This window comes from Bacillus sp. SB49 (assembly GCF_000469135.2).
Taxonomy (GTDB): domain Bacteria; phylum Bacillota; class Bacilli; order Bacillales; family Halobacillaceae; genus Halobacillus.
In genome coordinates, this window is the sequence record NZ_CP048117.1 from 2,369,145 (window position 1) to 2,393,020 (window position 23,876).

Genomic DNA, 23,876 nt, shown 5'->3' on the forward strand with positions numbered 1-23,876 from the left:
CCATCACCCTAGTTTCTTTAAAACTTTCTTTATTTTCTATTTGGTATCATTATCAAAAAAAGCGCGGCTTTTGTAAAGGAAAAGCTTACTTAATTGTAAAACAAAGAGCGCCCCAACAAGGGCACTCTTTCTTTTTATTAGTATTGCATTAGCGTACAGACATCATGGCCTTTCAGCTTGCTGCGGCCGTTCAGGTAAGTAAGTTCAATTAAGAACGCACATCCCGCAACTTCTCCACCGAGCTGCTCAACAAGGTTAATCGTTGCTTCGATTGTTCCTCCTGTAGCAAGAAGGTCATCGATAATCAAGACACGCTGACCCGGTTTGATCGCATCTTTATGAATAGTCAATACGTCCTTACCATACTCGAGGCCGTAATCGACTTTGATTGTTTCACGAGGCAGTTTTCCTTCTTTACGTACCGGTGCAAAACCGATTTCGAGTGCATAAGACACAGGACAGCCTACGATAAACCCGCGTGCTTCCGGTCCTACGACGATGTCGATGTCCTTGTCTTTGGCATATTCCACGATTTCGTCAACCGCTTGTTTGAATGCAGGACCATTATCCATAAGTGGGGTGATGTCCTTAAACTGCACTCCCTCTTTCGGCCAGTCCTGTACGATTGCGATATGTTCTTTAAAATCCATTAAATACTTCCTCCTTGACGTGCTTAGACCCTTGGTTCATATATTGGTCAAACCAATCTTTCAACTCATGATAAGTGGAATAGTAGAGCGTTTGTTCCATCTGAAGTTGTTCTTCGCGTCTGCGATAGAACTGTGACTCTTTCAAGTCCTTCTGTGAAGGTTGTGATTCAACCGTAATAATCCCATTCTCTATTCTAACAAAGTCCAGTTCAAAAAACACCTCTGAAATAAATTCCACCATGGAACGGTCCCAGCCTTTACGGTTGGCAAGCAATTCCGTTTCTTTACGAAGATCAAAACGCCCGCGTTTTAAAAGCATACCATAAAACCATTTGAAATGATCCCTCGTCGGCCATCTCTTAAGAAAAGCGCCATCTTCAAGCTGATAACAGACATACACTTTACGCGCATCCACTATTTCTAAAACCTTTTTCAACTGATCGATTTCAGAAGGAAGATCGAGGAGCAGGAGCCCGTCCAGATGAAGCTCTTCGGTAAGATCGTTTGAACCGTATACAGGTATGTCAAACGGGGCCTTCGTCTTCTCTAGAAAACGGATAGCCGCATATGTTTCCCCTTCCGGTATATCGATGCTCTTTTCCAAATGTTTCGAGCCGCGCAGGTCAAAAAGCTGCTGCTCCTTTACAGCCAGATCCTTGACCATGACCTGCACATTTTTCCGACCGTTCCATTCATTTATCCCGAGCTCACCAACGATGTCCAACGGGGTATGTGGAGCAATCTGCGGATACAAATCCCCCATATGAAAAGCGATCCCGTCCACCTTGGCTTTATTTTGTAGAAACTGGAACTTCAGATGATTTTTCTTGCTTCCAATCAAACGTATTTCCTTCGGCGTATGCTTCAGGTGAAACAGCGGCTTCGGGTTGCCCATACCAAAAGGACGCAGCCTGTTCACTTCTTCAATCTGCTTTAATGAGATTTCTTCGATTTCCACCGTAGATTCAATATCAAGTACCTGGTGGTAGTCTTCTTCGGTCAGCTTTTCTTCTGCCTTTTGGATCAGGTCTTCCCGCAGGTTATTCACTTCTCCTGTTTCAAGAGTCATACCCGCTGCCTGCGCATGTCCACCGAAGTGAATAAATCGATCCCTGACTTCCATGCAGTTCGTAAATAAATCAAAAGCAGCGATGCTTCTTGCCGAACCTTTCGCTTGCTGCTTTTCCGGATCAATGGCAAGAACGATGGCAGGACGGTCAAATTGACGCACGAGTTTCGATGCTACAATTCCCAGGACTCCGGGGTTCCAGCCTTCCTTGGCGACGACAATAACCTTGTCTGCTTCACCTTTTTCATTCTTGACCATCGCTTCCGCTTCTTTCGCGATGGAGGCGACGATTTTCTGCCGTTCTATATTCAACTGGTTGATAAAAGCGGCGATCTCCTGCGCCTCATCCAGACTGTCTGATATCAATAAGTCCACGGCCGGTGTCGCATCTTGAAGTCGACCGACCGCATTCAAACGCGGCCCAATCGTAAAACCAATGGTTTCTTCCTCCATATCCCCCTCGATTCCACAAACCTGTCTAAGTGCCTGAATACCTGGACGAGTAGAACGGGAAATCGCTTCTAGACCGGCGGAGGCCAGAACACGATTTTCCCCTTTCAGAGGGACGAGATCGGCGATCGTACCTATGACCACCAAATCAAGGAATTCCGTCGGAAAATGCCCCAGGAGCGCTTCGGCAAATTTAAATGCGACGCCGACACCTGCCAGCTCCTGAAACGGATAGTCCGCCGAAGTTTTCGGGTGAATGATGCTGTAGGCGTCGGGCAGGCGTTCCTGCACTTCGTGGTGATCGGTAATGATCAAGTCAATGCCGAGCTCTTTTGCAAAGGCGGCCTCTTCGATAGCGGCAATGCCGGTGTCAACCGTAATGATTACCTTGAAGCCGGAATCACTCGCGAACTGGAAGGCTTCTTTATTCGGACCATATCCTTCCGTAAAACGGTTGGGAATGTAGAAATCACAGTCAGCACCCGTTTTGCGGATTGCTTCTACCATAAGAGTTGTCGACGTGACACCGTCTGCATCATAATCTCCGAAAACAAGAATCGGCTCCCCTTTTTCAACCGCTTCTTTTACACGGTTGACCGCCTTCTCCATCCCATCCATGAGGAAAGGGTCGTGAAGTTGTGTGACAGATGGGTTCAAAAATGTCCGCACATCTTCCGGTGAGACGATTCCGCGCTTCTCCAGCAGCTGTTGTGTAAGGGGGGTAATCCCCTGTACATCTTCAATGGTTGCCGCGGCTTCTCTATATGTAAAATTCCATTTCATCTTACTTTGTATCATAAGTTCACCCCTGACCCGTCTATTATACTAGAGCGGACCAGGGGTAGCAAACCGGATTATGTGAGTTTGGAGTTTTCCTCCTGCTCATCATTTACAGCAGGATCATGGACAGGTTCATCTGTATGAGTATGGACATCAGCAGGCGCATCCAGTTGAGCGCGCAGCGACTTGTTTTCCCGTTTGAGCCTGTAATAGCGAATGGCTCCTACAGAAGCTGTTGCCAGTCCACCCAGCAGTACAGATATCAGAATAACAAGAATCAATGGCGCTTCTCCGGTGCCGAATAAATAATTGACCTGCACGGCATCCACGTTGATCACGGCGAAGATCGCAATGAGTAAAGCGAATATAAGTGCAAGGATAATGTAAGTTTGCCCTTTCACATTCCCACTCCTTTCTTTTTGTCTTTATTGATATACCCCGAACACTATAATAATAATCAAAAATGCCCGTTATCACCAGAAAGCTGCAGCTATCCTATCACAACAAGCTGAAAAAATCCCCGCCTTCAGGGCGGGGATTTTTTCTTTCTCTATTCTTAGACTTGTGGTCCATCCACTTTTTTCTTTTTCACGTAGTTAATTGGCTTTTCTTTGATGTTGCGTCCACGCCATATCAGCCACAGCTGAGAAGCAATGAACAGGGACGAATACGTACCTGCGAGCAAACCAATTACCAGCGCAAAGGAAAAATTCGTGATGGAAGAAGCACCGAAGAACAAGAGCATAACAGCCGCAAAAATAACGGTAAGTACCGTATTAATACTCCTCGTCAATGTCTGCATCAAGCTGTCGTTGACGATTTTAGCAAGTTCTTTAAAGGACTTGACCTTTTTCTTCTGCTTCAGGTTCTCTCTGATTCGGTCAAACGTAACGATTGTATCGTTGACGGAATACCCGACAATTGTCAGGATTGCCGCAATGATAGTGACGTCAAATTCAAGCCTTGTGATACTGAACAAAGCGATGATGAAGAATGCATCATGCAGCAAAGCAATGATTGCTGTGAGGGCGAAGAAAATTTCAAATCGGATAGTCACGTAAATGATAATCCCGATGGATGCATATAACACAGCAAGTGCCGCATTCTTCGCAAGCTCCTGTCCGACAACAGGAGACACCGTGCTGACGTTCGGTGTGTTCCCGTATTCTTCTTCATAGTAGGCCTGAATCTCAGACACCTTGTCTTTGCTTAGTTCCTTATCGAAACGAGCTACAGCTATTTCGTTATTATCTCCGGAAATAACGACTTTTTTCGGTGACAGATCGAATTCATCTTCCATTGTCTGTTCGATCTGTTCTGAAGAGACATTCTCGTCAGCAAGGATGGAAACCCGCGAACCGCTCGTGAAGTCAATCCCCAGATTCAAGCGGAAGATCGCGATGGCTATGATTCCCGCTACTACCAGGGCAATAGAAACTGCAAAGAACCGTTTTCTTAGACCCACGAAGTCAAATTGACGTTTGGCGAACGTTGCTTCAACTTCCTGTCCATCCTCAATATTTTGAATATCCTCAGGCTTTACCCCAAACCATTTCGGTCGCTTGTTCAGGAATCTGCTCTTCACCCAGAGCCCCATGAACAGGCGTGTACCGTAAACTGCAGTGATGAAGCTGACAAGGATACTTACAATCAGCATCGTCGCAAACCCTTTGACGGAACTTGTACCGAAAATGAACAATACTGCTGCAGCAATCAAGGTAGTGATGTTGGCATCCAATATTGTGGAAAGCGATCGTTTATTTCCTGCTTTGTAGGCAGACATGAGTGATTTACCTGATTTCAATTCTTCTTTAATCCGTTCATATGTGATGATATTGGCATCGACAGCCATTCCCACCCCGAGAATCAGGGCAGCGATACCCGGTAAGGTCAGGACACCATTCATCCATTCGAACACAAGCAGAATTAAATAAATGTAAGTCGTCAATGTAATCGTAGCGATGACACCCGGGAACCGGTAATAAGCGATCATGAACAAGAAGATAACAGCTACTCCTATAAATCCGGCAAGGATCGTTTTGTTCATGGCTTGTTCCCCGAATTGAGCACCTACAGAAGTCGAGTACGTCTCTTCCAAGTTAACCGGAAGGGATCCCGCATTGAGAACATCCGCCAGCTGTTTAGCCGACTCAACAGTGAAATCACCGCTGATCATGATGGAGTTACTTCGGATCGGACCATTCCGTCTGAACGACGGAGCAGAAATATAACCAGGATCCTCTTTCCCATACTCCTCTGCAAAGGATGTATCCTCATTGTAATCAAGCCAGATGACTAATAAATCATCCGGATAAGGCGTTTCCGGATCGTCCGGTGTTTCATAAATCTCCTTGGATACATCATAGAATTTAGAAGCATCTTTCACTTTCAACGTGACAACCGGCTCGTTTGTATCCGGATTGAAGGTCTGCTGAGCGCTTCCTTCCACCAAGTCCGAACCGTTTAAGTATTCTTTCCCGTCCGTGCCTCTCATAGAGAGCTGCGCGGATGTCGATAAAAGCTCCCGAGCCGTTTGTTGGTCTTCTACACCTGCAAGTTGAACACGAATCCTTCCTCCGTCTTCAATGGAGATATTCGTCTCACTGATACCTAGTGTATTGACACGCTGGTTCAATGACTCAGCAGTCGCTTCCAACACTTGATCATTGACTTCCTGGTCTTCGTTCAACGGTTCGACATCGTATAAGATTTCGAATCCTCCTTGAAGATCCAGTCCGAGTTTTATGTCTTTTGTAATTCCCGTGATGGTCGTCCCGATTGCAGCCGCTATCAACAAGACCACAAGGAAAAAGGCGACGATCCGCCCTCTTTTCACCATATATACCGCTCCTTCTATTCTGTTTCACACAGGCGGTTGTTGAACCACTTGTTATGTATTATGTATCAAAATCTGACAAATTAGAATCACTCGTTCTCCATTCTACTACTTTTTTTAAAAATGGCAACTGTACCGGAGAGCGTTTCAGGAACCTTCCAAGGCTTCGATCGAAGCAAGCAGGTCGTCGCTTTCGTATGCTTCAGCCGTCAAATAACCGGTGTATGTATGACTCGAGAGGCGAAAGATGTCCTGAACGATTTCATGAAGCCTCTTCTCCGGTTCTCCGTTCCAGACCTTCTTAATCAAGCAGTTCCAAACTTCTTCCTTTGTCGCTTGTTCATAGCCTAACAAATGCAGTTCTTCCACTTTGCTCTGCAACACCGGAGACACGCGCCTTCTCCATTCTCCGACCGTTTTCATTTGATCCATATCCATTCGCCTCTCTCCGCTATTTAATCTATTGTCATGGCTTGTCCAACCATACGCATATACTTCATTGTAGCGGAAATTCAATACTTTGAGAAGGCGGATCAATGTTATGTCTAAACAAACTTTTCTTCATGGAGCTCTCATTCTCGTAGCTGCAGGACTAATCACGAGATTGCTTGGCTTCATTAACCGGATCGTTGTAGCCAGGGTAATGGGGGCGGAAGGGGTGGGCCTTTACATGATGGCACTGCCTACACTCATTCTCGCCATTACGATCACTCAGTTCGGACTCCCCGTTGCTATCTCAAAGAGGGTGTCAGAAGCGGAAGCAGGCGGAGATGAACGGAAAATCAAGCGGATTCTGGCCGTATCTCTCTCCGTAACAGGTACACTCAGTATCTTATTCACAGCGCTGCTGTTCATCATGGCTCCCGTCATTGCCAATCACTTTCTGACGGATTCCAGAGCCCTCTATCCACTGCTTGTCGTTACACCAATCATTCCAATCATCGCTGTTTCCTCTGTAATAAGAGGCTACTTCCAAGGCCGTCAGAATATGAAACCTCAGGCGATGTCTCAAGTGATCGAACAGGTCGTGCGAATAGGTGCTGTCGTCCTTCTTACAAAACTGCTCTATCCTTACGGTGTCCAATTTGCAGCCGCAGGGGCCATGGCATCAGCTGTCCTCGGAGAACTTGCTTCTCTTTTCTATATGCTAAGACAATTCAACGTACACAAGCGGTTCCGTTTGAGGAAGACATGGAAAAGTCATATCGGTGAGGGACGAAAAACGTTGAATGAGTTGATGACCATTGCCCTTCCGACAACCGGCAGCCGATTTATTGGATCGCTGACGTATTTCTTTGAACCCATTCTCGTCGCACAAAGTCTGGCCATTGCGGGAATCGCAGCCGTTGAATCAACGAAACAGTATGGAGAGCTTACCGGGTATGTGCTGCCGTTATTGTTCCTGCCCACCTTTTTGACGCATGCTTTGTCTATATCTCTCGTTCCGTCCATCAGTGAAGCTCAAGCTCAAGGAAAAACAGAGACGATTCAGTACCGCATCATGCAGTCCATCAGACTCTCCATAGCTTCCGGTGGTGTCATCACCATTATTTTTATGATCTTCCCCGCCGTCATTCTCATGACTATTTACGGGACAAGCAGCGCCGCTTTTATGCTGCAGTTCATGGCACCATTCTTTCTGCTGCACTATATACAAACACCCCTTCAGGCGACTCTCCAGGCACTTGATTTAGCCAAGCCGGCTATGTGGAACACACTCATAGGCTCGGTCGTAAAATTTGTCGTCCTTGTCGGTTTAAGTTCACGACCTGAATTCGGTATACACGGAGTCGCGCTGGCAATCGTTGTAGGGGTGGTCGTCGTAACCCTGCTGCACATGGCTGTATTAATCAAGTACAAAATTATCACCTTCCCTGTTTCCATGTTCCTTAAGTTTGCTGCTGTAATCGGCATCACAGGATATGCAGGAATGACCTGGAAACATGCATGGCTGGATGCCAGCAAGCCGGTCTCTCAACTCTTGACGATGGGCGTAACGCTTACTGTCTTCTACCTTTTCTTATTATTCTTCTTCCAGCTTCTCCGCGTGGAAGAGTGGAAGATGATCCCATGGAAGCGATTATTCCATAAAAAATAACCGCAGCAATCGCGGTTATTTTTTTATAAACAAATTCCTATTGAAAGGCATCGTTGCTGTCAAATAAAAGCTCCCCCTGATCGTTGATCGTACATAAGGATACTTCCTCGACGGATGAAAAACCGTTCTTCTTAACCTCGTTCAAAAGCCAGCTCTTATTCTTGCGGACCGTCCTCAGTCCACTATACTGTATCAAGCCGTCAGCAATGAGAACAACAGCGTAATCGGAAGTACCATCTTTCTTCTTTTCAAAGACGGAAAGTTTTCCGGACGGTTCCAAAATAGCATAGGAAACATCCTGCACCTGCTGAATACCATGTTCTCTTAACTGCAGTAGTAAATCATTGAAATTATAACGTTGCCGCCTCATTTCATGTTCATCCACGTGCCCATGCTTAATGATGATGGAGGGTTTCCCATCGAACCAGTTTCGGAAGCGTTGGTTTTTCAAAGAAAGCCAGGCACTTGCCAGTTGAATTAACAGCAGCACTCCCATTGGAACGAGGGCGTGCCATAATCCGGAATCCGGCTTTTCGATTAAAAAGACAGCGATTTCCGCAAGCATGATATAGACGACGAGGTCCATGATACTCAACTCTCCAATCTCCCGTTTACCCATGAAACGGAAGACAAGCAGAATAAGGAAATAGGTGAGCAGTGTTCGACCTATAACGGAAACGACGACGAAATCCATCGATCCACGCCCTTTCTTGTAGGTTCTCCTCTACTTAACATCACCTATTTCCCCGAATTTATGAGAGAAATGGAAGCAAATATCGCACCCATATATAAATGGATGAGATGATAAGCGACAAGAACAATACCGGCACCCCGTAAAAAGAAAACTTCAGAAAAGGAATCGGTTGATTATGACTGGCAGCAAGCCCTGCCACCACTACATTGGCAGAAGCACCCACCAAGGTCCCATTACCTCCGAGGCAGGCTCCAAGCGCCAGGGACCACCAAACAGGGTCAACATCCATCATCCCGTATCCCTGCAGCTCCTGAACGACAGGGATCATGGCAGCGACAAAAGGAATATTATCGACAACGCCGGAGAGCAGTCCGGCACTCCACAACATGACGGTCGCCGTGATCGGCATGTCTCCACCGGATATCCATACCATCCCTCTTGCCAGTTCATCGATAATTCCTACCGTCTCAAGACCTCCGACAAGCATAAAAAGTCCAATGAAGAAAAATAAAGTCACCCATTCCACCTCTTGAAAGACATGCTCCACCTCGACTTCTTTTTCAGACAGGAAGAGGAGAAGCAGGGCACCGGAAACAGCAATGGTTGTTATATCCATATGAATGAATGGATGAAGCATAAAACCCGCAATGGTAAGAACCATCACGGAGATGGATTGGATAAGCAACCGGGAAATCGTCAAGTGTTCCTTTGCATCCATCTGCATCAATTCTTCTGCCAGCGCTTTATTATAAACAAGCCCTTTCCGGAAGAGGAGAAGTATGCCGGAGATGACCACGGTGAATATGATCAATACTACTGGACCCAGATGATACAGAAACGATACGAAGCTGAAATGATCGACCGCTTGTCCGATCATGATATTCGGCGGATCTCCGATCAAGGTTGCCGTCCCCCCGATATTGGAGCTGAAGATGGTCGTAATTAAATATGGAAAAGCCGGCAGCTTTAAACGGTCCACTAATGACAATAATACCGGAACAAATAAAAGTACCGTCGTAACATTATCCAGAAAAGCGGACCCGACAGCTGTGAACAGAGCCGTCATGAATAACAGCGGGACAGGACGGCCACGGACCACCTGTGCAAGCCGAATAGCCATGTACGTAAAAATTCCAGTTTTTTTCGTGATGGAAACAAGGACCATCATCGAAAACAACAGAGCAACTGTCTCCCAATCAATGAATCCGAAAGCCTGTTCCCACTCATACACATTTGCCATCAGCAGCAAAACCCCTCCGGCAATGGCCACAAGAGCACGGTTCAATTTCTCCGTCATGATCAATACATAACTAGCCACGAATATAAGCAATGCAAGTACAGTTGTCATAGACCTTCCCCTTTACGTGGACTTTTACTTATACCTATTCATATGGAAGGGGAAATATCTACTTCTATCCCTGTATAAAACATGCATATAGATAGAAAAGACAGGCGTTATAGAGAGGAGGGATGGGATGAAGAAATTACTACAGGGAGTACTTGGGTATGGTGTCGGTTCTATCTTCCTTTTGATGATTACAGCGGCTGGTGTACTGGCTCTGCTCCTTCGCTTTACATCCATGGAATACGGCACGTTGAACCAGATTGCTCTGGTGACAGGTTTAACGATCCTCGCCGTGGGTGGAATGCTTGCCGCTTATAAAGGCGAACAAAAAGGATGGCTGTCAGGCGGGATGACGGGAGTAATATTTGTTAGTGCCATGATACTGTTTCAAATCATCTTTGAAAACACGTTAATCTCCCTGCCACAGCTTAGTTATTTCGGCGGCCTTGTCCTGGCTGCATGGCTGGGAGGCATGATCGGAGTAAACCTGCCGAGAAAAGCGGCCAGGTGAAAGAATGCATAAAAAATCCCGCTACACGGTGTGTAACGGGATTTTTTGTCTCATCAGCTGAGTTTTTCACGAACAGAAGAACGATCAAACTTAAGCTGTGTACCATCTTGAACAGTGACAACCAGCGTACCTTCATCTATAGCATGAATCGTACCGTGTAGTCCTCCAATTGTTATGATTCTATCACCCTTTTGTAAGTCCGACTGCATCTGCTGCACTTGTTTCTGTTTCTTTTGCTGCGGTCGGATCAATAGGAAATAGAAAATGACAAACATTAGAATAATCGGCAATAATCCTACTAATGTCTCCATTTATTTCCCCCCTTTCTAAAAGTTCTTTGCGTTTGGTTTGTTGAAACCATACATTTCAAAGAATTCTTCTCTAAAGTCACCGAGTCGATCTTCTCGAATGGCTTCACGCACTTGCCCCATTAAGTTTAACAGAAAATAAAGGTTATGATAAGTCGTAAGTCTGAATCCGAATGTTTCATTCGCTTTAACCAGGTGACGGATGTATGCACGGCTGTAATTCCGGCACGTATGGCAATCGCAATTCTCATCAATTGGTCGGAAATCGCGCGCATATTTAGCATTTCTCACGACCAATCGGCCTTCCGATGTCATCAATGTACCGTTCCTCGCAATCCTTGTTGGAAGGACACAGTCGAACATGTCGATTCCACGGATGGAACCGTCAATGAGCGAGTCGGGGGAGCCGACTCCCATTAAATAGCGGGGCTTCTCGGAAGGAAGCAGAGGAGTCGTAAATTCAAGTACGCGGTTCATGACGTCCTTCGGTTCCCCAACAGACAAACCTCCTACAGCGTACCCCGGGAAGTCCATAGACGTTAGATCCATCGCACTCTGCCGGCGCAGGTCTTCGTACTCTCCACCTTGGATGATTCCGAACAGCCCTTGGTCGTTAGGTCGCTTATGTGCCTCCAAACAGCGTTCCGCCCAGCGGCTTGTCCGTTCGACGGACTTTTTCATATACTCATGTTCTGCGGGATAAGGAGGGCATTCGTCGAAGGCCATCATAATATCCGCTCCCAGTGAGTTCTGAATACGCATGGCTTTCTCTGGAGAAAGGAAAAGTTTTTCTCCGCTGATATGATTGCGGAAATGGACGCCCTCTTCTTCAATTCTTCTTAAGTCACTCAGGCTGAATACCTGGAACCCGCCGGAATCTGTCAGGATAGAGCCGTCCCAGTTCATAAATTTGTGGAGGCCGCCTGCTTCTTCGACGATATCCTCCCCCGGGCGGAGCCACAGATGATACGTATTGGAAAGGATGATTTGTGCGCCCATTCTTTCCAGTTCTTCCGGACTCATCGTTTTAACGGTAGCAAGCGTCCCTACCGGCATAAACATCGGAGTTTCAAAAGAACCGTGAGGCGTGTGTACTTTCCCAAGCCGCGCCCCAGTCTGTTTACAAGTTTTTATTAATTCATAAGTGATTGCCATGTTTTCTTCCCTTTCTTACTCTTAAGATACAAAATCATGTAAGGAACATCGCGTCTCCGAAGCTGAAGAAACGATAGCGCTCTTCGACGGCTTTATGATAGGCTTCCATAACGAACTCCGTACCGGCAAATGCACTGACGAGCATAATCAATGTCGATTTAGGCAGGTGAAAATTCGTTATTAACCCGTCGATCGCCTGCAACTTCTGTGGCGGGTAAATGAAGATATCCGTCCATCCACTTGCTGCTTTGAAGTCCCCGTGGTCTCTAACTATCGTTTCAAGTGTTCGTGTCGAGGTCGTACCGACAGAAATGATACGGCCTCCCTTCGCTCTTACATTACGAAGATGCGCAGCTGTTTCTTCATTTAAACGATAAAATTCTGCATGCATATCGTGTTCTTCTATATTATCAACACTGACCGGGCGGAATGTGCCTAGTCCTACATGAAGAGTCAGATAAGCAATCTCGACTCCTTTTTCCTGAAGCTCTGTCAACAGCTCCTCTGTGAAATGGAGGCCTGCCGTCGGTGCGGCCGCAGATCCTTCTTCTTTCGCATAGACGGTTTGGTAACGTTCACGGTCGGATAACTGTTCCTTGATATAAGGAGGCAGAGGCATTTCCCCCAACGATTCCAAAACCTCAAGGAAGATCCCTTCATAATGAAACTTGACTTTACGACCGCCATGCTCCTGTATCTCCGTACATTCCGCGGCGAGCTGACCGTCGCCGAAGACGATTCGTGTCCCCAGCTTGATTTTCTTGGCAGGCTTCACAAGCACTTCCCATTCATCCGCCTCTGTCTGATGAAGAAGAAGAACTTCCACCTTGCCGCCTGTGTCCTCCCTGGCCCCATACAACCGCGCAGGAAGCACACGTGTATTGTTCAATACAAGGCAGTCTCCTTCGTTAAGATGGTCGGTAATTTTGGAAAAGCGCGTATGTTCAATAGATTGGTCCTCGCGGTTGCAAACCATCAAACGGGACGAAGAACGATCCTCCAAAGGCACTTGGGCAATCAGTTCTTCCGGCAGTTCAAAATCATATTGCTTAATATCCATGCTAATCCCCTATTCTTGCTATGTTTTTAATTCACCATTTGTTTATCAAATAGAAAAGGAAGGAAAGGACGATACTCACGACAATCGAGGTCACAATAGGAAAATAGAAGGTCATGTTTCCTTTCCTGAAGCTGATGTCTCCTGGAAGCTTGCCAAAGATACTCCACAGTAGACCGATGACGATAAACACAATCCCTATAACAATAAAGATTTTACCGAACCCAGTCAAGAGCCGGGCACCTCCCTGTTGAAGTGAGCATAAGCTTTCGGTGTCACAACCCGGCCCCTCGGCGTACGTTGGATATAACCGATTTGAAGGAGATAAGGTTCGTACACGTCTTCGATCGTCTGTGGTTCTTCCCCGATCGTAGCAGCGATTGTATCCAGCCCGACCGGACCTCCTTGAAAACCGTCCATAATTCCTTCCAAAAGCTTATGATCGATGAAATCCAGTCCTTCCGCATCCACTTGCAGCATTCGAAGAGCTTCTTTCGTCGTTTGCTTGGAAATGACGGATTCTCCCTTCACTTGCGCAATATCACGCACCCGCTTCAAGAGCCGGTTGGCGATACGCGGTGTTCCACGAGAACGCCGTGCCACTTCAGATGCCGCTTCTTTATCGATGTCCACGTGGAAAATTTCAGCCGTCCTTTCCACAATGGAGCATAACGCCTGGGTATCATAATATTCCAAGCGGCTGTGGACCCCGAAACGATCTCTCAGCGGTGCGGAAAGCAGCCCGGCCCGAGTCGTTGCTCCTACAAGCGTGAAAGGCGGGAGGTCAAGACGGACAGAACGGGCGCTCGGACCTGTACCAACGACGATATCGAGGCAAAAGTCCTCCATGGCAGGATACAGTACTTCTTCCACCGATCTCGGGAGTCGGTGAATCTCATCAATAAATAAAACATCCCCGGGTTCCAGCGAAGATAAGATAGCTGCCAAATCTCCAGCCCTTTCAATGGCAGGACCAGCAGTTGTACGGAATTGAACACCCATTTCATTGGCTATGATAGAAGCGAGCGTCGTTTTCCCCAATCCCGGCGGCCCGTACAAAAGAGCATGGTCCAGCGGTTCGTTTCTCATTCGCGCTGCCTCAATGAATATTTTCAAATTACCCTTCACCTGGTCCTGGCCGATATACTGCCTAAGCGTTTCAGGACGGAGACTCAGCTCTATATCCTGATCTACCTCCTGCTGTTCTCCAGATATCATACGATCTTCCACCAGTCATCCTCCTTCAAGCTTTCATCAATAGCTGCAGACCCTGGCGGACATAATCGTCCACACTCCCCTGCTTCGTCTTCTCCAGTTCTTTACGAACAAACTTCACTTCTTTCTCTGTATAACCGAGCGCCTTGAGTGCCTCAATAGCATCATCCAGACGTTCTCTGCGTTCTACGGAGGTCAAATCTTCTTTGTAGAACAGCGTATTTTCGTTCTCTTCATCCGGAAGCCAGACGATAAGTTTGCCTTTAAGATCAAGAATCATTTGGCGGGCTGTCTTCTTCCCGACACCGGGAAACTTAGTCAAGTACTTCTCATCTTCCTGCTCAATCGCGGATACGAATTCCGGCACACTTACCGTCCCCAGAATGGCGAGTGCGCCCTTCGGTCCAATTCCTGACACGTTCAGCAGCTGGGCAAACAACTGTTTATCCTCTTTCTTGCGGAAACCGAACAGCGATTGGTTATCTTCCCTGATGTAATGATACGTATGTACTTTCACTTCCTGATTCATTTCATCTTGAAAATGAAAGGGGTTGGCACATAAAATCTCATACCCTATCCCGTTCGTTTCTATAGTCATCGACCCTTCATCAAGCGTCGTAACGATTCCTCTGACATAACTGATCATGTAACTAATCCTCTCCAACCTTTAATAACTAATACTGTTATTGTAACATAGAAGCACATGTTCGCCCATCCTTCAAGCCTTGCAACACGGATCCTTTTCTCCGAAAAAAAAGAGGAGACAACTTTTCACAAAAAAACGAATGCTTCCTTAATTAACAAAGGGTCGGCATTCGTTTTTTCTATAATTTCTTATGCATGGATCAGGCATGCTCTTCCTCCGTCACCCTCTGCACCACTTGTTCAAAATGGCGGAAATCTTTTATTTTTATCCCCGTCTTCAATTTATTTTTATACTTGGATTCCAGCGGCTTCACAGGTACGGGCTTGAATGATTCTATCACTTCCCCATGATCCGGAAGCCCTTGAAAGACCGCAAGCTCCCCATCCTTATTTAAACCGAAATATCCTTGGCTCTTCGTCAATGGGGAGATATCTTCCACTTGTCGTTGAAACACGATTTTCCCGACTTCCTGCTCTTCTACTGTCCAACCAGCGTATTCCGCCCAAAAATCCGGCATGGACCAGATTGTTTCTTCTTCCTGAGTCGTTTCTGTGACTCCATCCCTGTAATGCTTCTTCAACACGACTATAAGTGTCAGAGGTTCCGCCTGCACACGCGTCTCTTCTGTGCTGCTTTCTGACACCTTCCCGTCAATGTTTCGTTGGAAAGGATGGTCTTCTGCCTTCAAAGGTCGGTCGTTACTGTTTTCCATCCCCTGCCAGCCAACAAGAAGGAGACTGATGCCGATAGCCCACCACAAGCGTTTCATACTCGGTTCCCCCCATAAACTAAAATAACTTCCATTCCTAGTGTGTCCGGGAATGAAAGTTATTATGATAGAAAAGGGTCAGGACAATTTCGCCAGAACAGATTCATCTGCATCCAGGTTATGATAAACTTCCTGGACATCATCATTATCCTCGAGCATATCAATCAGTTTGAGCATTTTCTCTACTCCTGATTCATCAAGGTCTGTGTATGTTTCCGGTATCATCGTCACTTCATTGGTAAGAAATTGGTATCCGCTGTCCTTAAGGGCATCTTTGACAGTTGAGAACGACTCCGGCGCAGTATATATTTCAAACCGGTCTTCATATGTTTCCATTTCTTCCGCTCCGGCTTCGATCGCTTCCAACATCATGTCTTCTTCATCTGCATCTGTCAAAGAACGATCAATCACTAAATAACCAGAACGTTGAAACATAAAGGAAACACATCCATTTTCACCGAGGTTCCCATCATTTTTGTTGAACGCATGTCGTACATCCGCCGCCGTGCGATTCTTATTATCTGTCAATACTTTCACCATAACCGCCACACCACCAGGGCCGTAGCCTTCATACGTATATTCTTCATAATGGACGCCGTCCAGGTCCCCTGTAGCTTTCTTGATGGCACGATCAACGTTATCTTTGGGCATGTTGTTGGCACGTGCTTTATCCATAGCTAAGCGTAGAGGCGGGTTCGTCTCCGGATCTCCGCCTCCCTGCTTGGCAGCCATAAATATTTCCCGGGCCAGTTTCATGAACAGTTTGCCGCGTTTTGCGTCCTGCGCCCCTTTGCGATGCTTAATGTTACTCCATTTTGAATGACCAGCCATGGACATTCTCCTCTCCCATGCAAATCTTTTCCTTTATAAATATATCATAATCCCCAAAATGCTTGAAAGTCTGCCGAATTAGTTCTGATTAAAGAAACTTTGGAAGCGGTTTTTCCACTTATCCGGCATGTCAGACGCTTTTAATCTGGAATTTAAATCTTTCATGTGATCCCAGTTATTGTTGTTCGTATATATCGTGACTTTCTTATCTGAAACCTCTGCTACTTTCTCTTCAATTTTGTCCGGTATCGATTGATTTCTCCGGTCATAAGGGTTAATCATGACAGCGACGTACATACGGTCATCGGTTGAAAACGCCTGGGCCATGGTCACTTCATCCAGCTCATTGACCTTTTCGACGACACGCATCGCATCTTCGTTATTGAAGTCGTTATCGTGGGAACGATTTGTTTCTTGATATTTGGACTGCCGGAACTCTTCGTCTGCCGTCCGCTTGAAGTAGCTGTCTTTCCCTGTAGGGATCTTTCCTCTTCGCTCGGTTCCTTCGTCTGCTTGATATTCCATCGGTTCATAAATGGACTCTTTCGGTTCGGGAACCGTTTCTTCCTTTCCTGTCTGGCAGGCTGCGAGCACCCCCGGTATGAGGATGAAGACGATGAATAATTTCCACATAAAAACATTCTCCTTTTTCCCTTACTATGGGTCCAAGAAGAATGTTTTAATCTGACAATATTCGCCAAGCTTATTGAGGGGGTGCAGGCGGCAGCTGACGCTTATGAGCGGAACGTTTGTGTAAAGCTTCAATGATTTGACGGTCTTTCTCAGGGATTTCTTCCCCCTTCAAGTGACGATCGATCATCTCATAGCTGGTTCCCATTTCATTTTCGTCTGTCTGTCCTTCCCAAAGGCCGGCACTCGGCTGTTTATGGATGACTTCTTTCGGAACTCCAAGGTATTCTGCCATTTCCCGGACTTCTCCTTTTGTCAAGTTCACAAGTGGAACGAGGTCTACCCCGCCGTCCCCGAACTTAGTGAAGTAACCTGTGTACCATTCGGCAGCATTGTCTGTTCCTACGACAAGGTATTTGTGATTTGTAGCAACTGTGTAAAGCGTACTCATTCTCAAACGGGCACGAAGGTTGGCATCTGCGAGCTGGGATTGCTCTTCATTCCACTGCCCCGCGCTCTCCAGCTGTTCTTTAATGGTGGAGAACATGACCTTATGCGTTTCGGTCAAGTCTACGACGATGGAAGACAGGTCGCATGCATCAATTACGCTCTGGGCATGCGTTTGATCGTCCGATTGGCTCTTACAAGGCATAATTACGCCTAAAGAGCGTTCAGGAAAGGCTTTCTTGATTAGGTTGGCAACAACTGCAGAGTCGATTCCTCCACTTACCCCGACAAGCAAACCTTCTACATTTGCTTTTTCTACTTGTTCCTGCAACCATGCTACGATTTGATTTACTTTTTGTTCCACCGGATTGTTCATCCTTTCACACATATGATATACAATCATAGCATATGTTCTGCATATCGGACAAACATCTTTCTACTTTCCCAGGCTTTTTCCAGCTTCCGCATCGGCCGCTGCATCGTCGATCCTTCCCTCACACCGCTTCTGTACCCATAAAGCCATTCGCGCAGCAGGTCAGCAGGAACGAGGACCCCTTTCCACCAGATTTCCTTCTCCTTCACATGCGGGAAGTAAGAAATCAATGCTGTACGGTCTTTTTCTAAACAGGGGAGAAAGCGTTGGGCTAATTGAATGTGGTCGTATAAATGGGGGCCGGTATGAAGAAGATCGAAATCGATCAATTTGATCTGCTTATCCTTTGTCACCATGAAATTATGGTGGGCGACATCTCCATGCAGCCATTCATGATGATTCCACGCCCGTTCTTCGATTTCCCCCCATGGATGTTCAGAAAAATCCTCCAGGCGCTGCAGCATGGAAGAACGAATTTCTTCATACATATGTTTCTTTCCTAAATCAAGGAAGGTGTCTCTCGTCTCTTCAAATTGTTCCAGACGCCGCTCCCATTTGACGTAAAGCGGGTCTTTGGGAACCGAAAGCACCCCGATCCCTTTCGTAGTTCGGTGGAAATGGTGAAGGATGCGTACTGCCTGCTTACGGTCATGGTGCTTGTTGAAATCTGCGTGGTGTCCGTTCACATGTTCAAAAAGCGCCCACTCACATCCAAGCCTTCCTTTCGTTTCTTTTCTATCGGGAAACGGCACCGGACGCGCTGCTATTCTGTAAGCGTAATTCCAATGCTTAAAAAATTCCAGCTGCTGGTCAATGACACGGGGCCTGCGATACCCTTTCAAGATGAACGATTGATCCTTGTAGTTGACCTGGTACACTTTTGGTTTAATATGCCGCTCGAAAGTGATCGGCAAACCTTCCTCTGCCTGGAGCCAATGAAAAAGGCGATCCGTATATGAATCGCCCTTCCTCTTGTCAGCTCTCATCTAAATCATCTTCCCGCCAAGGTTGCTGATAACCCGGCCACATCGGCTGCCCCCAGCCCTGCTGTCCCTGCGGCATATATGGTCCTTGTTGACCCCAACCAGGATAACCCTGCTGCCAGCCCCCGTGATGGTACGGCATCGGTGCGCCATAGCCCATCTGTCCTTGCGGCAGTGTCTGGCCGCCCCCACAGCCACAGCCACCGGACTGTGTGCCGGGACTCATCATGTTATTGGACTCTTCTTCCCACATCGGCTGCTGCATTGGCATGTGCATCGGCATCGGCTGCTGCATCGGCATTGGCTGCTGCATCGGCATGTGCATCGGCATCATGACCGGATGCGGAGGACAGCAATAGAAGTCGGTATGAACGAGTTGGGGACCCTGTGGAGGGCAATACGGCTGCTGCGGCATAGGTGCCGGTACGAACTGTTCCCCTTTCACTTCCGGAGCCTTCACTTCTTCCGGAGACTCTTCCTCTTTCGGCTGCGGCGCGGGCATCTGCGGCAGGTGGAAGGTCGTATAATAATTTTGCATCTGCTGATCGATGCTCGGCATGGTGATCGGCATATTCATGTTAATTGGCTGCATCGGCATCATCGGTTTTTCCATGACACCCTTGACCGGTTTTTTCTCATCTTCCTTCATTGCCGGCGGAGGAGAAGGCATCGGCATTTCCTTCTTCGGTGCAGGCGCTGGAGCCATTTGCTGCTTGGGTGCTTCCTTTTTCACCTGCTTCGTACCTTGAGGGACTTTGATCTTCATACCCGGCATGATCATATCAGGATTGGATAGCTGGGTATTTACGGATTTCAACTCTTCAAAGTTAACCCCATATTTCTTGGCAATGTTCCAGAGTGTATCTCCTTTTTGTACAATGTGAATTCTCACATCTGCAACTCCCTTCCTGTCAATCTAAAAAACGATAAGACAATAATAGCTCAATAACACTCTATGCAAGACAACCCGAAAGATTGATGAAAAAGCCTACAATAAATTCGAAAAAAATATAAACAAACCCCCGGAACCCTATGTTTATAGGATTCCGGGGGTTTGTGTTTTTTTATGCTTTTTGTACCGGAGTAGGAATGTCCAACTGATAGGTCGGATAGGTCCCAAGAACGCGAAGCTGACAGCCTAACGCTTCCAACTCTGCCTGCACACCTGGAAACAGCACCTGATCGTAAGGCTGATCCACATCTATCAGGAAGAAATAGTTGCCGAGCCCGGTCTTCATCGGACGGGATTCGATCTTGGATAAGTTCATCTTCCTCCAAGCAAAGGCAGCAAGCACCTGATGGAGCGCCCCTACATAATCTTTCGGCAGTGTTACCATCACTGTCGTCTTATGGCTTGACACCGGATGGTCCTTCACTTTCAGCGTATGCGGCGTCTTCTGGACGACGGCAAAACGGGTATGGTTATTATCATAATCATGGATATCCGAAGCCAGCATCCGCAGACCATTCTGTTCAGCTGCCAGATGATTGGCAATCGCTGCAACCCCGGGACCGATTTCAGAAACCATTTCAGCCGCTCTGCCCGTGGAAGTTGTCGATTCCAATTGCGCATCCGGATAATGACTGTGCAGATATTGGTGACACTGGGCAATGGCATGACTGTGTGAATACACTTTTTCAATTTCCTGCCCGTGATGATCGGGATGGACAAGCAGGTGTTGTTTGATCGGCACCGTAAGCTCTGCAATAATCGATTGATCCACTTGGTGGACCAGGTAATCGATCGTCAAATGCACCGATCCCTCAATAGCATTTTCCAACGGTACGACTGCTGTCGCTATCTCTCCCTTTTCAACGGCATCCAGACAGGAGGGAATGGTTTCAAAACTTACATACGTCCCTCCATCAAACATAGCGTCCACGGCCATTTTCGTAAATGTTCCTTTAGGTCCTAAGTATCCGATCCGTTGTTCCGACATGATTTCCCCTCCAAATTATGCTCCCGAACTGAGAATCTCTACACGATCCACAAAGTCCAGCTTATGCAGTTGCTGCAGTAATTTCTCAATTGATCCTGTCATTCCTGACGTATTCAGGGACAACGTGACGTTTGCTTTCCCCTGTAACGGAATCGTCTGATGGATCGTCAAAACGTTACAACCTGACCTCGCTACGATCATCAGCAGATCAGAAAGTGTCCCTTTCCTGTCTTCTAAATGGAAGAACAACGTGATCATCTGTTCTTTGACCATTGCCTGAAAAGGGAACACGGCATCTCTATATTTGTAAAAAGCGCTTCTGGAAAGTCCCACCTTCTGGACGGCATCGAAAATCGATTCCACTTTCCCCCGCTCCAGCAGGGCTTTCGCATCAATCGTTTTCTTCATCGCTTCCGGGAGGATGTCACTACGGACTAAATAAAACTTCTCATTATAATCCGCCATCGGATCTGCCTCCCTTAATCGACGAATTCAAATTCGTAGTCAAGCAGACGGACAGTATCTCCGTTCTCCGCACCACGTTTACGCAATTCTTCATCTACCCCCATGCTCCGCATTTGGCGCGCGAATCGGTTGATCGACTGATCACGCGAGAAGTCGGTCCTGCGGAACAGGGATTCAATTTTATCGCCATACAATACGTATGCTCCGTCATCATCACGACGGACTTTGAACGCTGCTTCTTCTTTCTCGTACTTATAGATCACACGCTCGTCGACTTCTTCAATCTCTTCTTCCTGCTTAGGAATCTGATCTAATTTGTCGGCGACTGCATAAAGAAGCTCCTCTAACCCTTCTCTCGTTACCGTAGATATGGAATAAATGTCTGCTTCCGTATCACCCAGCTGCTCTTTAAAAGCCTCTAGGTTCTCCGCAGATTCCGGCATATCCATCTTGTTTGCCACGATGATTTGCGGGCGGTTTTCCAATCGTTTATCGTACGACGACAATTCATTGTTAATCGTCACATAATCGTCATATGGGTCCCGTCCTTCCACGCCGGACATGTCAATGACATGCAGAAGCAGACGAGTCCGTTCGACATGACGAAGGAACTGATGGCCAAGACCTACTCCCTCGTGCGCCCCTTCAATCAGACCAGGAAGATCGGCAAGAACGAAACTACGATGATCCTGACTCTCCACGACACCTAAGTTTGGAGACAGCGTCGTAAAGTGATAATCGGCAATTTTCGGTTTTGCTGCCGTCACTACGGAAAGGAAGGTGGATTTCCCGACACTTGGGAACCCGACAAGACCGACGTCAGCAAGAAGCTTCAGCTCAACGATGACATCTAATTCCTGGCCCTGCTCTCCATTTTCAGCGATTTCCGGTGCAGGGTTGCGTGCCGTAGCGAATCGGGCATTCCCACGCCCTCCCCGGCCTCCTTTAGCGATGACTGAGCGCTGCTTATGTTCCGTTAAATCGGCGATCACCTTGCCTGTTTCTGCTACTTTAACCGTTGTTCCAGGAGGCACACTCACGACGAGCGGCTCCGCATTCTTGCCGTGCTGTTTCTGGTTCATACCGTTTTGTCCGCGGGTCGCCTTGAAATGGTGCTGATACCGGAAGTCCATTAATGTATTGAGTCCTTCATCCACTTCAAATACGACATCTCCACCGTTTCCGCCGTCACCGCCGGCAGGACCGCCCATTGGAACGTACTTTTCACGTCTGTATGCGACGAGACCGTTCCCTCCGTCGCCACCTTTAACGAATACTTTGACCTGATCGACAAACATTCTATTCACCTCTTCATTCTATCGTCATTTCGATAGAAAGTTCTTTGTTATCAAATAATGTTACGATGAACCCTTCATGATTCAGCTTCTGCTTTAAATCGTCCCCGTTAATGAAAGGTCCTTCCCATTCCCAACTCAATCCTAAAGCATTCTGGCCGCCCACATAAATCGTAAGCACCCCTTCATACAACTCACCCGGTACTGTATGCTCGTCCATGAGCTGTATCATCCGTATCCCATAAGCGGTCAACCTCTGATCATGACGGGATAAATCAACATCGTCCACAAAGGAGAATTTCACTCGATAGGAATCGTGCGTCCAATTGAACGTCAACAGCCAGATGGAGAATGCTCCTGCATGACTATTTAACAACTTCCGCTCCTCTTCCGCCTCTTCCTTCACTTCTTCAATCTGTTCCATAAGTTTGTCCTGCTTTCCGAGAGACGCATACCCATGGATCAATTGAATTTGATTCATCCAGTCATGACGCTTATGCCTCAACACGGTAATGATATCCTGTTCTCCCATCCTGTCAGCTCCTCGTTCACCCATAATAATAAAAAGTATAGCAAAAATCCAAGGAAACCTAAACAGCCCTCGAAGCGCATGGCAAACAATATAGAAAAAGCCGCGCTTATGCGAAAAGCAAAGCGCGGCTTTTGTGCTGCAGGATCGTATTCAGTTACGCTTCCTGTTGTACAGGATAGACGCTGACTTTCTTACGGTCACGTCCGTAACGTTCGAATTTAACAACACCGTCCACTTTCGCGAACAACGTGTCGTCACCACCGCGGCCGACGTTTGCACCAGGGTAGATCTTCGTACCGCGTTGACGGTAAAGGATAGAACCACCTGTTACAGTTTGTCCGTCTGCACGTTTAGCTCCAAGACGTTTAGACTCGGAATCACGGCCGTTCTTTGTACTACCTACACCCTTCTTCTGGGCGAAAAACTGCAAATCAAGACGTAGCATGAGTCTTCACCTCCTTATCGATGGGATATTTTAATATATTGAGCGTACTCATTTTCAATGGTTTCCAATGAAACCAACATGCCTTCCAAAAGCGTTTGGGCTTTAGAATGAACGGATTCATCCATATTCCCGGGAAGGGTGATCTTTAAGTATCCACCTTCTCCGCCTTGTTCGACAGCAGGTTCGAATTCACACAGACTGATGACTGCATTCACTGCACCAAAGGTAACAGCAGAAACAGCTGCACATACGAGATCATGGCCATAAGGACCACTCTCTGCATGACCGGATACTTCAAATCCGGTAATCGAGCCGTGCGAGCGAAACATCGATACATGTATCATCAGGACGA

Annotated in this window: 27 protein-coding genes; 2 read left to right on the forward strand and 25 right to left on the reverse strand. The window is 47.0% G+C overall.

Translation table 11 applies throughout. The features are described from left to right. Positions 1-137 precede the first annotated feature (137 nt). The 5 genes from M662_RS12475 to M662_RS12495 form a co-directional block, all read right to left on the reverse strand. Positions 138-650 (reverse strand): adenine phosphoribosyltransferase, encoded by a 513-nt coding sequence (locus M662_RS12475; protein WP_008639488.1) that lies wholly within the window; start codon positions 648-650, stop codon positions 138-140. Next, positions 640-2,967 (reverse strand): single-stranded-DNA-specific exonuclease RecJ, encoded by a 2,328-nt coding sequence (gene recJ / locus M662_RS12480; RefSeq protein WP_026577173.1) that lies wholly within the window; start codon positions 2,965-2,967, stop codon positions 640-642. The genes M662_RS12475 and recJ overlap by 11 nt, the downstream gene beginning before the upstream one ends. 56 nt (positions 2,968-3,023) lie before the next feature. Beyond that, positions 3,024-3,350: a LapA family protein gene (locus tag M662_RS12485; RefSeq protein ID WP_008639483.1), complete on the reverse strand. Its 327-nt coding sequence runs from the start codon at positions 3,348-3,350 to the stop codon at positions 3,024-3,026. Positions 3,351-3,505: 155 nt separating this feature from the next. Further along, positions 3,506-5,788, reverse strand: a complete 2,283-nt coding sequence (secDF, locus tag M662_RS12490; protein ID WP_026577172.1) for a protein translocase subunit SecDF — start codon at positions 5,786-5,788, stop codon at positions 3,506-3,508. A 144-nt stretch (positions 5,789-5,932) separates the two neighbouring features. Next, entirely contained in the window at positions 5,933-6,217 is a 285-nt protein-coding gene (locus M662_RS12495; protein WP_026577171.1) for a post-transcriptional regulator, read from the reverse strand. 109 nt (positions 6,218-6,326) lie between these two features. Here M662_RS12495 and spoVB point away from each other — a divergent pair, with 109 nt between their 5' ends. Then, positions 6,327-7,883: a stage V sporulation protein B gene (gene spoVB, locus M662_RS12500; protein ID WP_008639475.1), complete on the forward strand. Its 1,557-nt coding sequence runs from the start codon at positions 6,327-6,329 to the stop codon at positions 7,881-7,883. A gap of 37 nt (positions 7,884-7,920) precedes the next feature. Here spoVB and M662_RS12505 read toward each other — a convergent pair whose 3' ends face one another. Both M662_RS12505 and M662_RS12510 read right to left on the reverse strand, forming a co-directional pair. After that, a complete protein-coding gene (locus M662_RS12505) occupies positions 7,921-8,577 on the reverse strand; it encodes a DUF421 domain-containing protein (RefSeq protein WP_008637979.1) in 657 nt (218 codons plus the stop codon). A gap of 58 nt (positions 8,578-8,635) precedes the next feature. Then, a complete protein-coding gene (locus M662_RS12510) occupies positions 8,636-9,925 on the reverse strand; it encodes an ArsB/NhaD family transporter (protein WP_026577170.1) in 1,290 nt (429 codons plus the stop codon). A gap of 127 nt (positions 9,926-10,052) precedes the next feature. Between M662_RS12510 and M662_RS12515 the strand changes: the two genes are divergently transcribed. Further along, positions 10,053-10,433 (forward strand): TIGR04086 family membrane protein, encoded by a 381-nt coding sequence (locus tag M662_RS12515; RefSeq protein ID WP_008637977.1) that lies wholly within the window; start codon positions 10,053-10,055, stop codon positions 10,431-10,433. A gap of 53 nt (positions 10,434-10,486) precedes the next feature. On the opposite strand, the gene yajC is transcribed toward M662_RS12515, so the two are convergent. The 18 genes from yajC to M662_RS12605 all read right to left on the reverse strand — a co-directional run bounded on the left by yajC (position 10,487) and on the right by M662_RS12605 (position 23,868). After that, positions 10,487-10,744 (reverse strand): preprotein translocase subunit YajC, encoded by a 258-nt coding sequence (gene yajC / locus M662_RS12520; protein ID WP_008637976.1) that lies wholly within the window; start codon positions 10,742-10,744, stop codon positions 10,487-10,489. A gap of 15 nt (positions 10,745-10,759) precedes the next feature. After that, positions 10,760-11,896, reverse strand: a complete 1,137-nt coding sequence (tgt, locus tag M662_RS12525) for a tRNA guanosine(34) transglycosylase Tgt (RefSeq protein ID WP_008637974.1) — start codon at positions 11,894-11,896, stop codon at positions 10,760-10,762. Positions 11,897-11,930: 34 nt separating this feature from the next. Beyond that, positions 11,931-12,956, reverse strand: a complete 1,026-nt coding sequence (gene queA, locus M662_RS12530; RefSeq protein WP_008637972.1) for a tRNA preQ1(34) S-adenosylmethionine ribosyltransferase-isomerase QueA — start codon at positions 12,954-12,956, stop codon at positions 11,931-11,933. Positions 12,957-12,987: 31 nt separating this feature from the next. After that, complete coding sequence (locus M662_RS12535; protein ID WP_008637970.1) at positions 12,988-13,185, reverse strand: DUF2905 domain-containing protein; 198 nt, start codon at positions 13,183-13,185, stop codon at positions 12,988-12,990. Then, positions 13,182-14,171 (reverse strand): Holliday junction branch migration DNA helicase RuvB, encoded by a 990-nt coding sequence (gene ruvB / locus M662_RS12540; protein ID WP_442858835.1) that lies wholly within the window; start codon positions 14,169-14,171, stop codon positions 13,182-13,184. Before ruvB ends, M662_RS12535 begins: the two co-directional genes overlap by 4 nt. Before the next feature lie 25 nt (positions 14,172-14,196). Then, on the reverse strand, positions 14,197-14,814 hold the full coding sequence (ruvA, locus tag M662_RS12545; protein ID WP_008637967.1) for a Holliday junction branch migration protein RuvA: 618 nt from the start codon (positions 14,812-14,814) through the stop codon (positions 14,197-14,199). A 199-nt stretch (positions 14,815-15,013) separates the two neighbouring features. Further along, a complete protein-coding gene (locus M662_RS12550) occupies positions 15,014-15,583 on the reverse strand; it encodes a BofC C-terminal domain-containing protein (protein WP_026577169.1) in 570 nt (189 codons plus the stop codon). A 78-nt stretch (positions 15,584-15,661) separates the two neighbouring features. After that, positions 15,662-16,414: a YebC/PmpR family DNA-binding transcriptional regulator gene (locus M662_RS12555; RefSeq protein ID WP_026577168.1), complete on the reverse strand. Its 753-nt coding sequence runs from the start codon at positions 16,412-16,414 to the stop codon at positions 15,662-15,664. A 78-nt stretch (positions 16,415-16,492) separates the two neighbouring features. Further along, a complete protein-coding gene (locus tag M662_RS12560; protein WP_008637964.1) occupies positions 16,493-17,047 on the reverse strand; it encodes a YhcN/YlaJ family sporulation lipoprotein in 555 nt (184 codons plus the stop codon). A gap of 70 nt (positions 17,048-17,117) precedes the next feature. Next, positions 17,118-17,855, reverse strand: coding sequence for an NAD(+) synthase (gene nadE / locus M662_RS12565; protein WP_008637962.1), 738 nt, complete (start codon positions 17,853-17,855; stop codon positions 17,118-17,120). Positions 17,856-17,890: 35 nt separating this feature from the next. Next, positions 17,891-18,850 carry an aminoglycoside phosphotransferase family protein gene (locus tag M662_RS12570; protein WP_008637960.1) on the reverse strand — a complete coding sequence of 320 codons (960 nt, stop codon included), beginning with the start codon at positions 18,848-18,850 and terminating at the stop codon, positions 17,891-17,893. Continuing rightward, on the reverse strand, positions 18,840-19,739 hold the full coding sequence (gene safA, locus M662_RS19700; RefSeq protein ID WP_026577167.1) for a SafA/ExsA family spore coat assembly protein: 900 nt from the start codon (positions 19,737-19,739) through the stop codon (positions 18,840-18,842). The genes M662_RS12570 and safA overlap by 11 nt, the downstream gene beginning before the upstream one ends. Before the next feature lie 172 nt (positions 19,740-19,911). Then, the gene (gene pheA / locus M662_RS12580) at positions 19,912-20,787 is read right to left on the reverse strand and encodes a prephenate dehydratase (RefSeq protein ID WP_008637956.1); all 876 of its coding nucleotides are present in this window, start codon (positions 20,785-20,787) and stop codon (positions 19,912-19,914) included. 15 nt (positions 20,788-20,802) lie between these two features. Then, positions 20,803-21,252, reverse strand: a complete 450-nt coding sequence (locus tag M662_RS12585) for an ACT domain-containing protein (protein ID WP_008637949.1) — start codon at positions 21,250-21,252, stop codon at positions 20,803-20,805. Positions 21,253-21,266: 14 nt separating this feature from the next. Further along, the gene (gene obgE / locus M662_RS12590) at positions 21,267-22,550 is read right to left on the reverse strand and encodes a GTPase ObgE (RefSeq protein ID WP_008637947.1); all 1,284 of its coding nucleotides are present in this window, start codon (positions 22,548-22,550) and stop codon (positions 21,267-21,269) included. A 13-nt stretch (positions 22,551-22,563) separates the two neighbouring features. Further along, complete coding sequence (locus M662_RS12595) at positions 22,564-23,079, reverse strand: Spo0B domain-containing protein (RefSeq protein WP_008637945.1); 516 nt, start codon at positions 23,077-23,079, stop codon at positions 22,564-22,566. A gap of 154 nt (positions 23,080-23,233) precedes the next feature. Further along, a complete protein-coding gene (rpmA, locus tag M662_RS12600) occupies positions 23,234-23,524 on the reverse strand; it encodes a 50S ribosomal protein L27 (protein ID WP_026577166.1) in 291 nt (96 codons plus the stop codon). Between the two features lie 14 nt (positions 23,525-23,538). Continuing rightward, the gene (locus M662_RS12605) at positions 23,539-23,868 is read right to left on the reverse strand and encodes a ribosomal-processing cysteine protease Prp (RefSeq protein ID WP_008637939.1); all 330 of its coding nucleotides are present in this window, start codon (positions 23,866-23,868) and stop codon (positions 23,539-23,541) included. Positions 23,869-23,876: the final 8 nt, after the last annotated feature.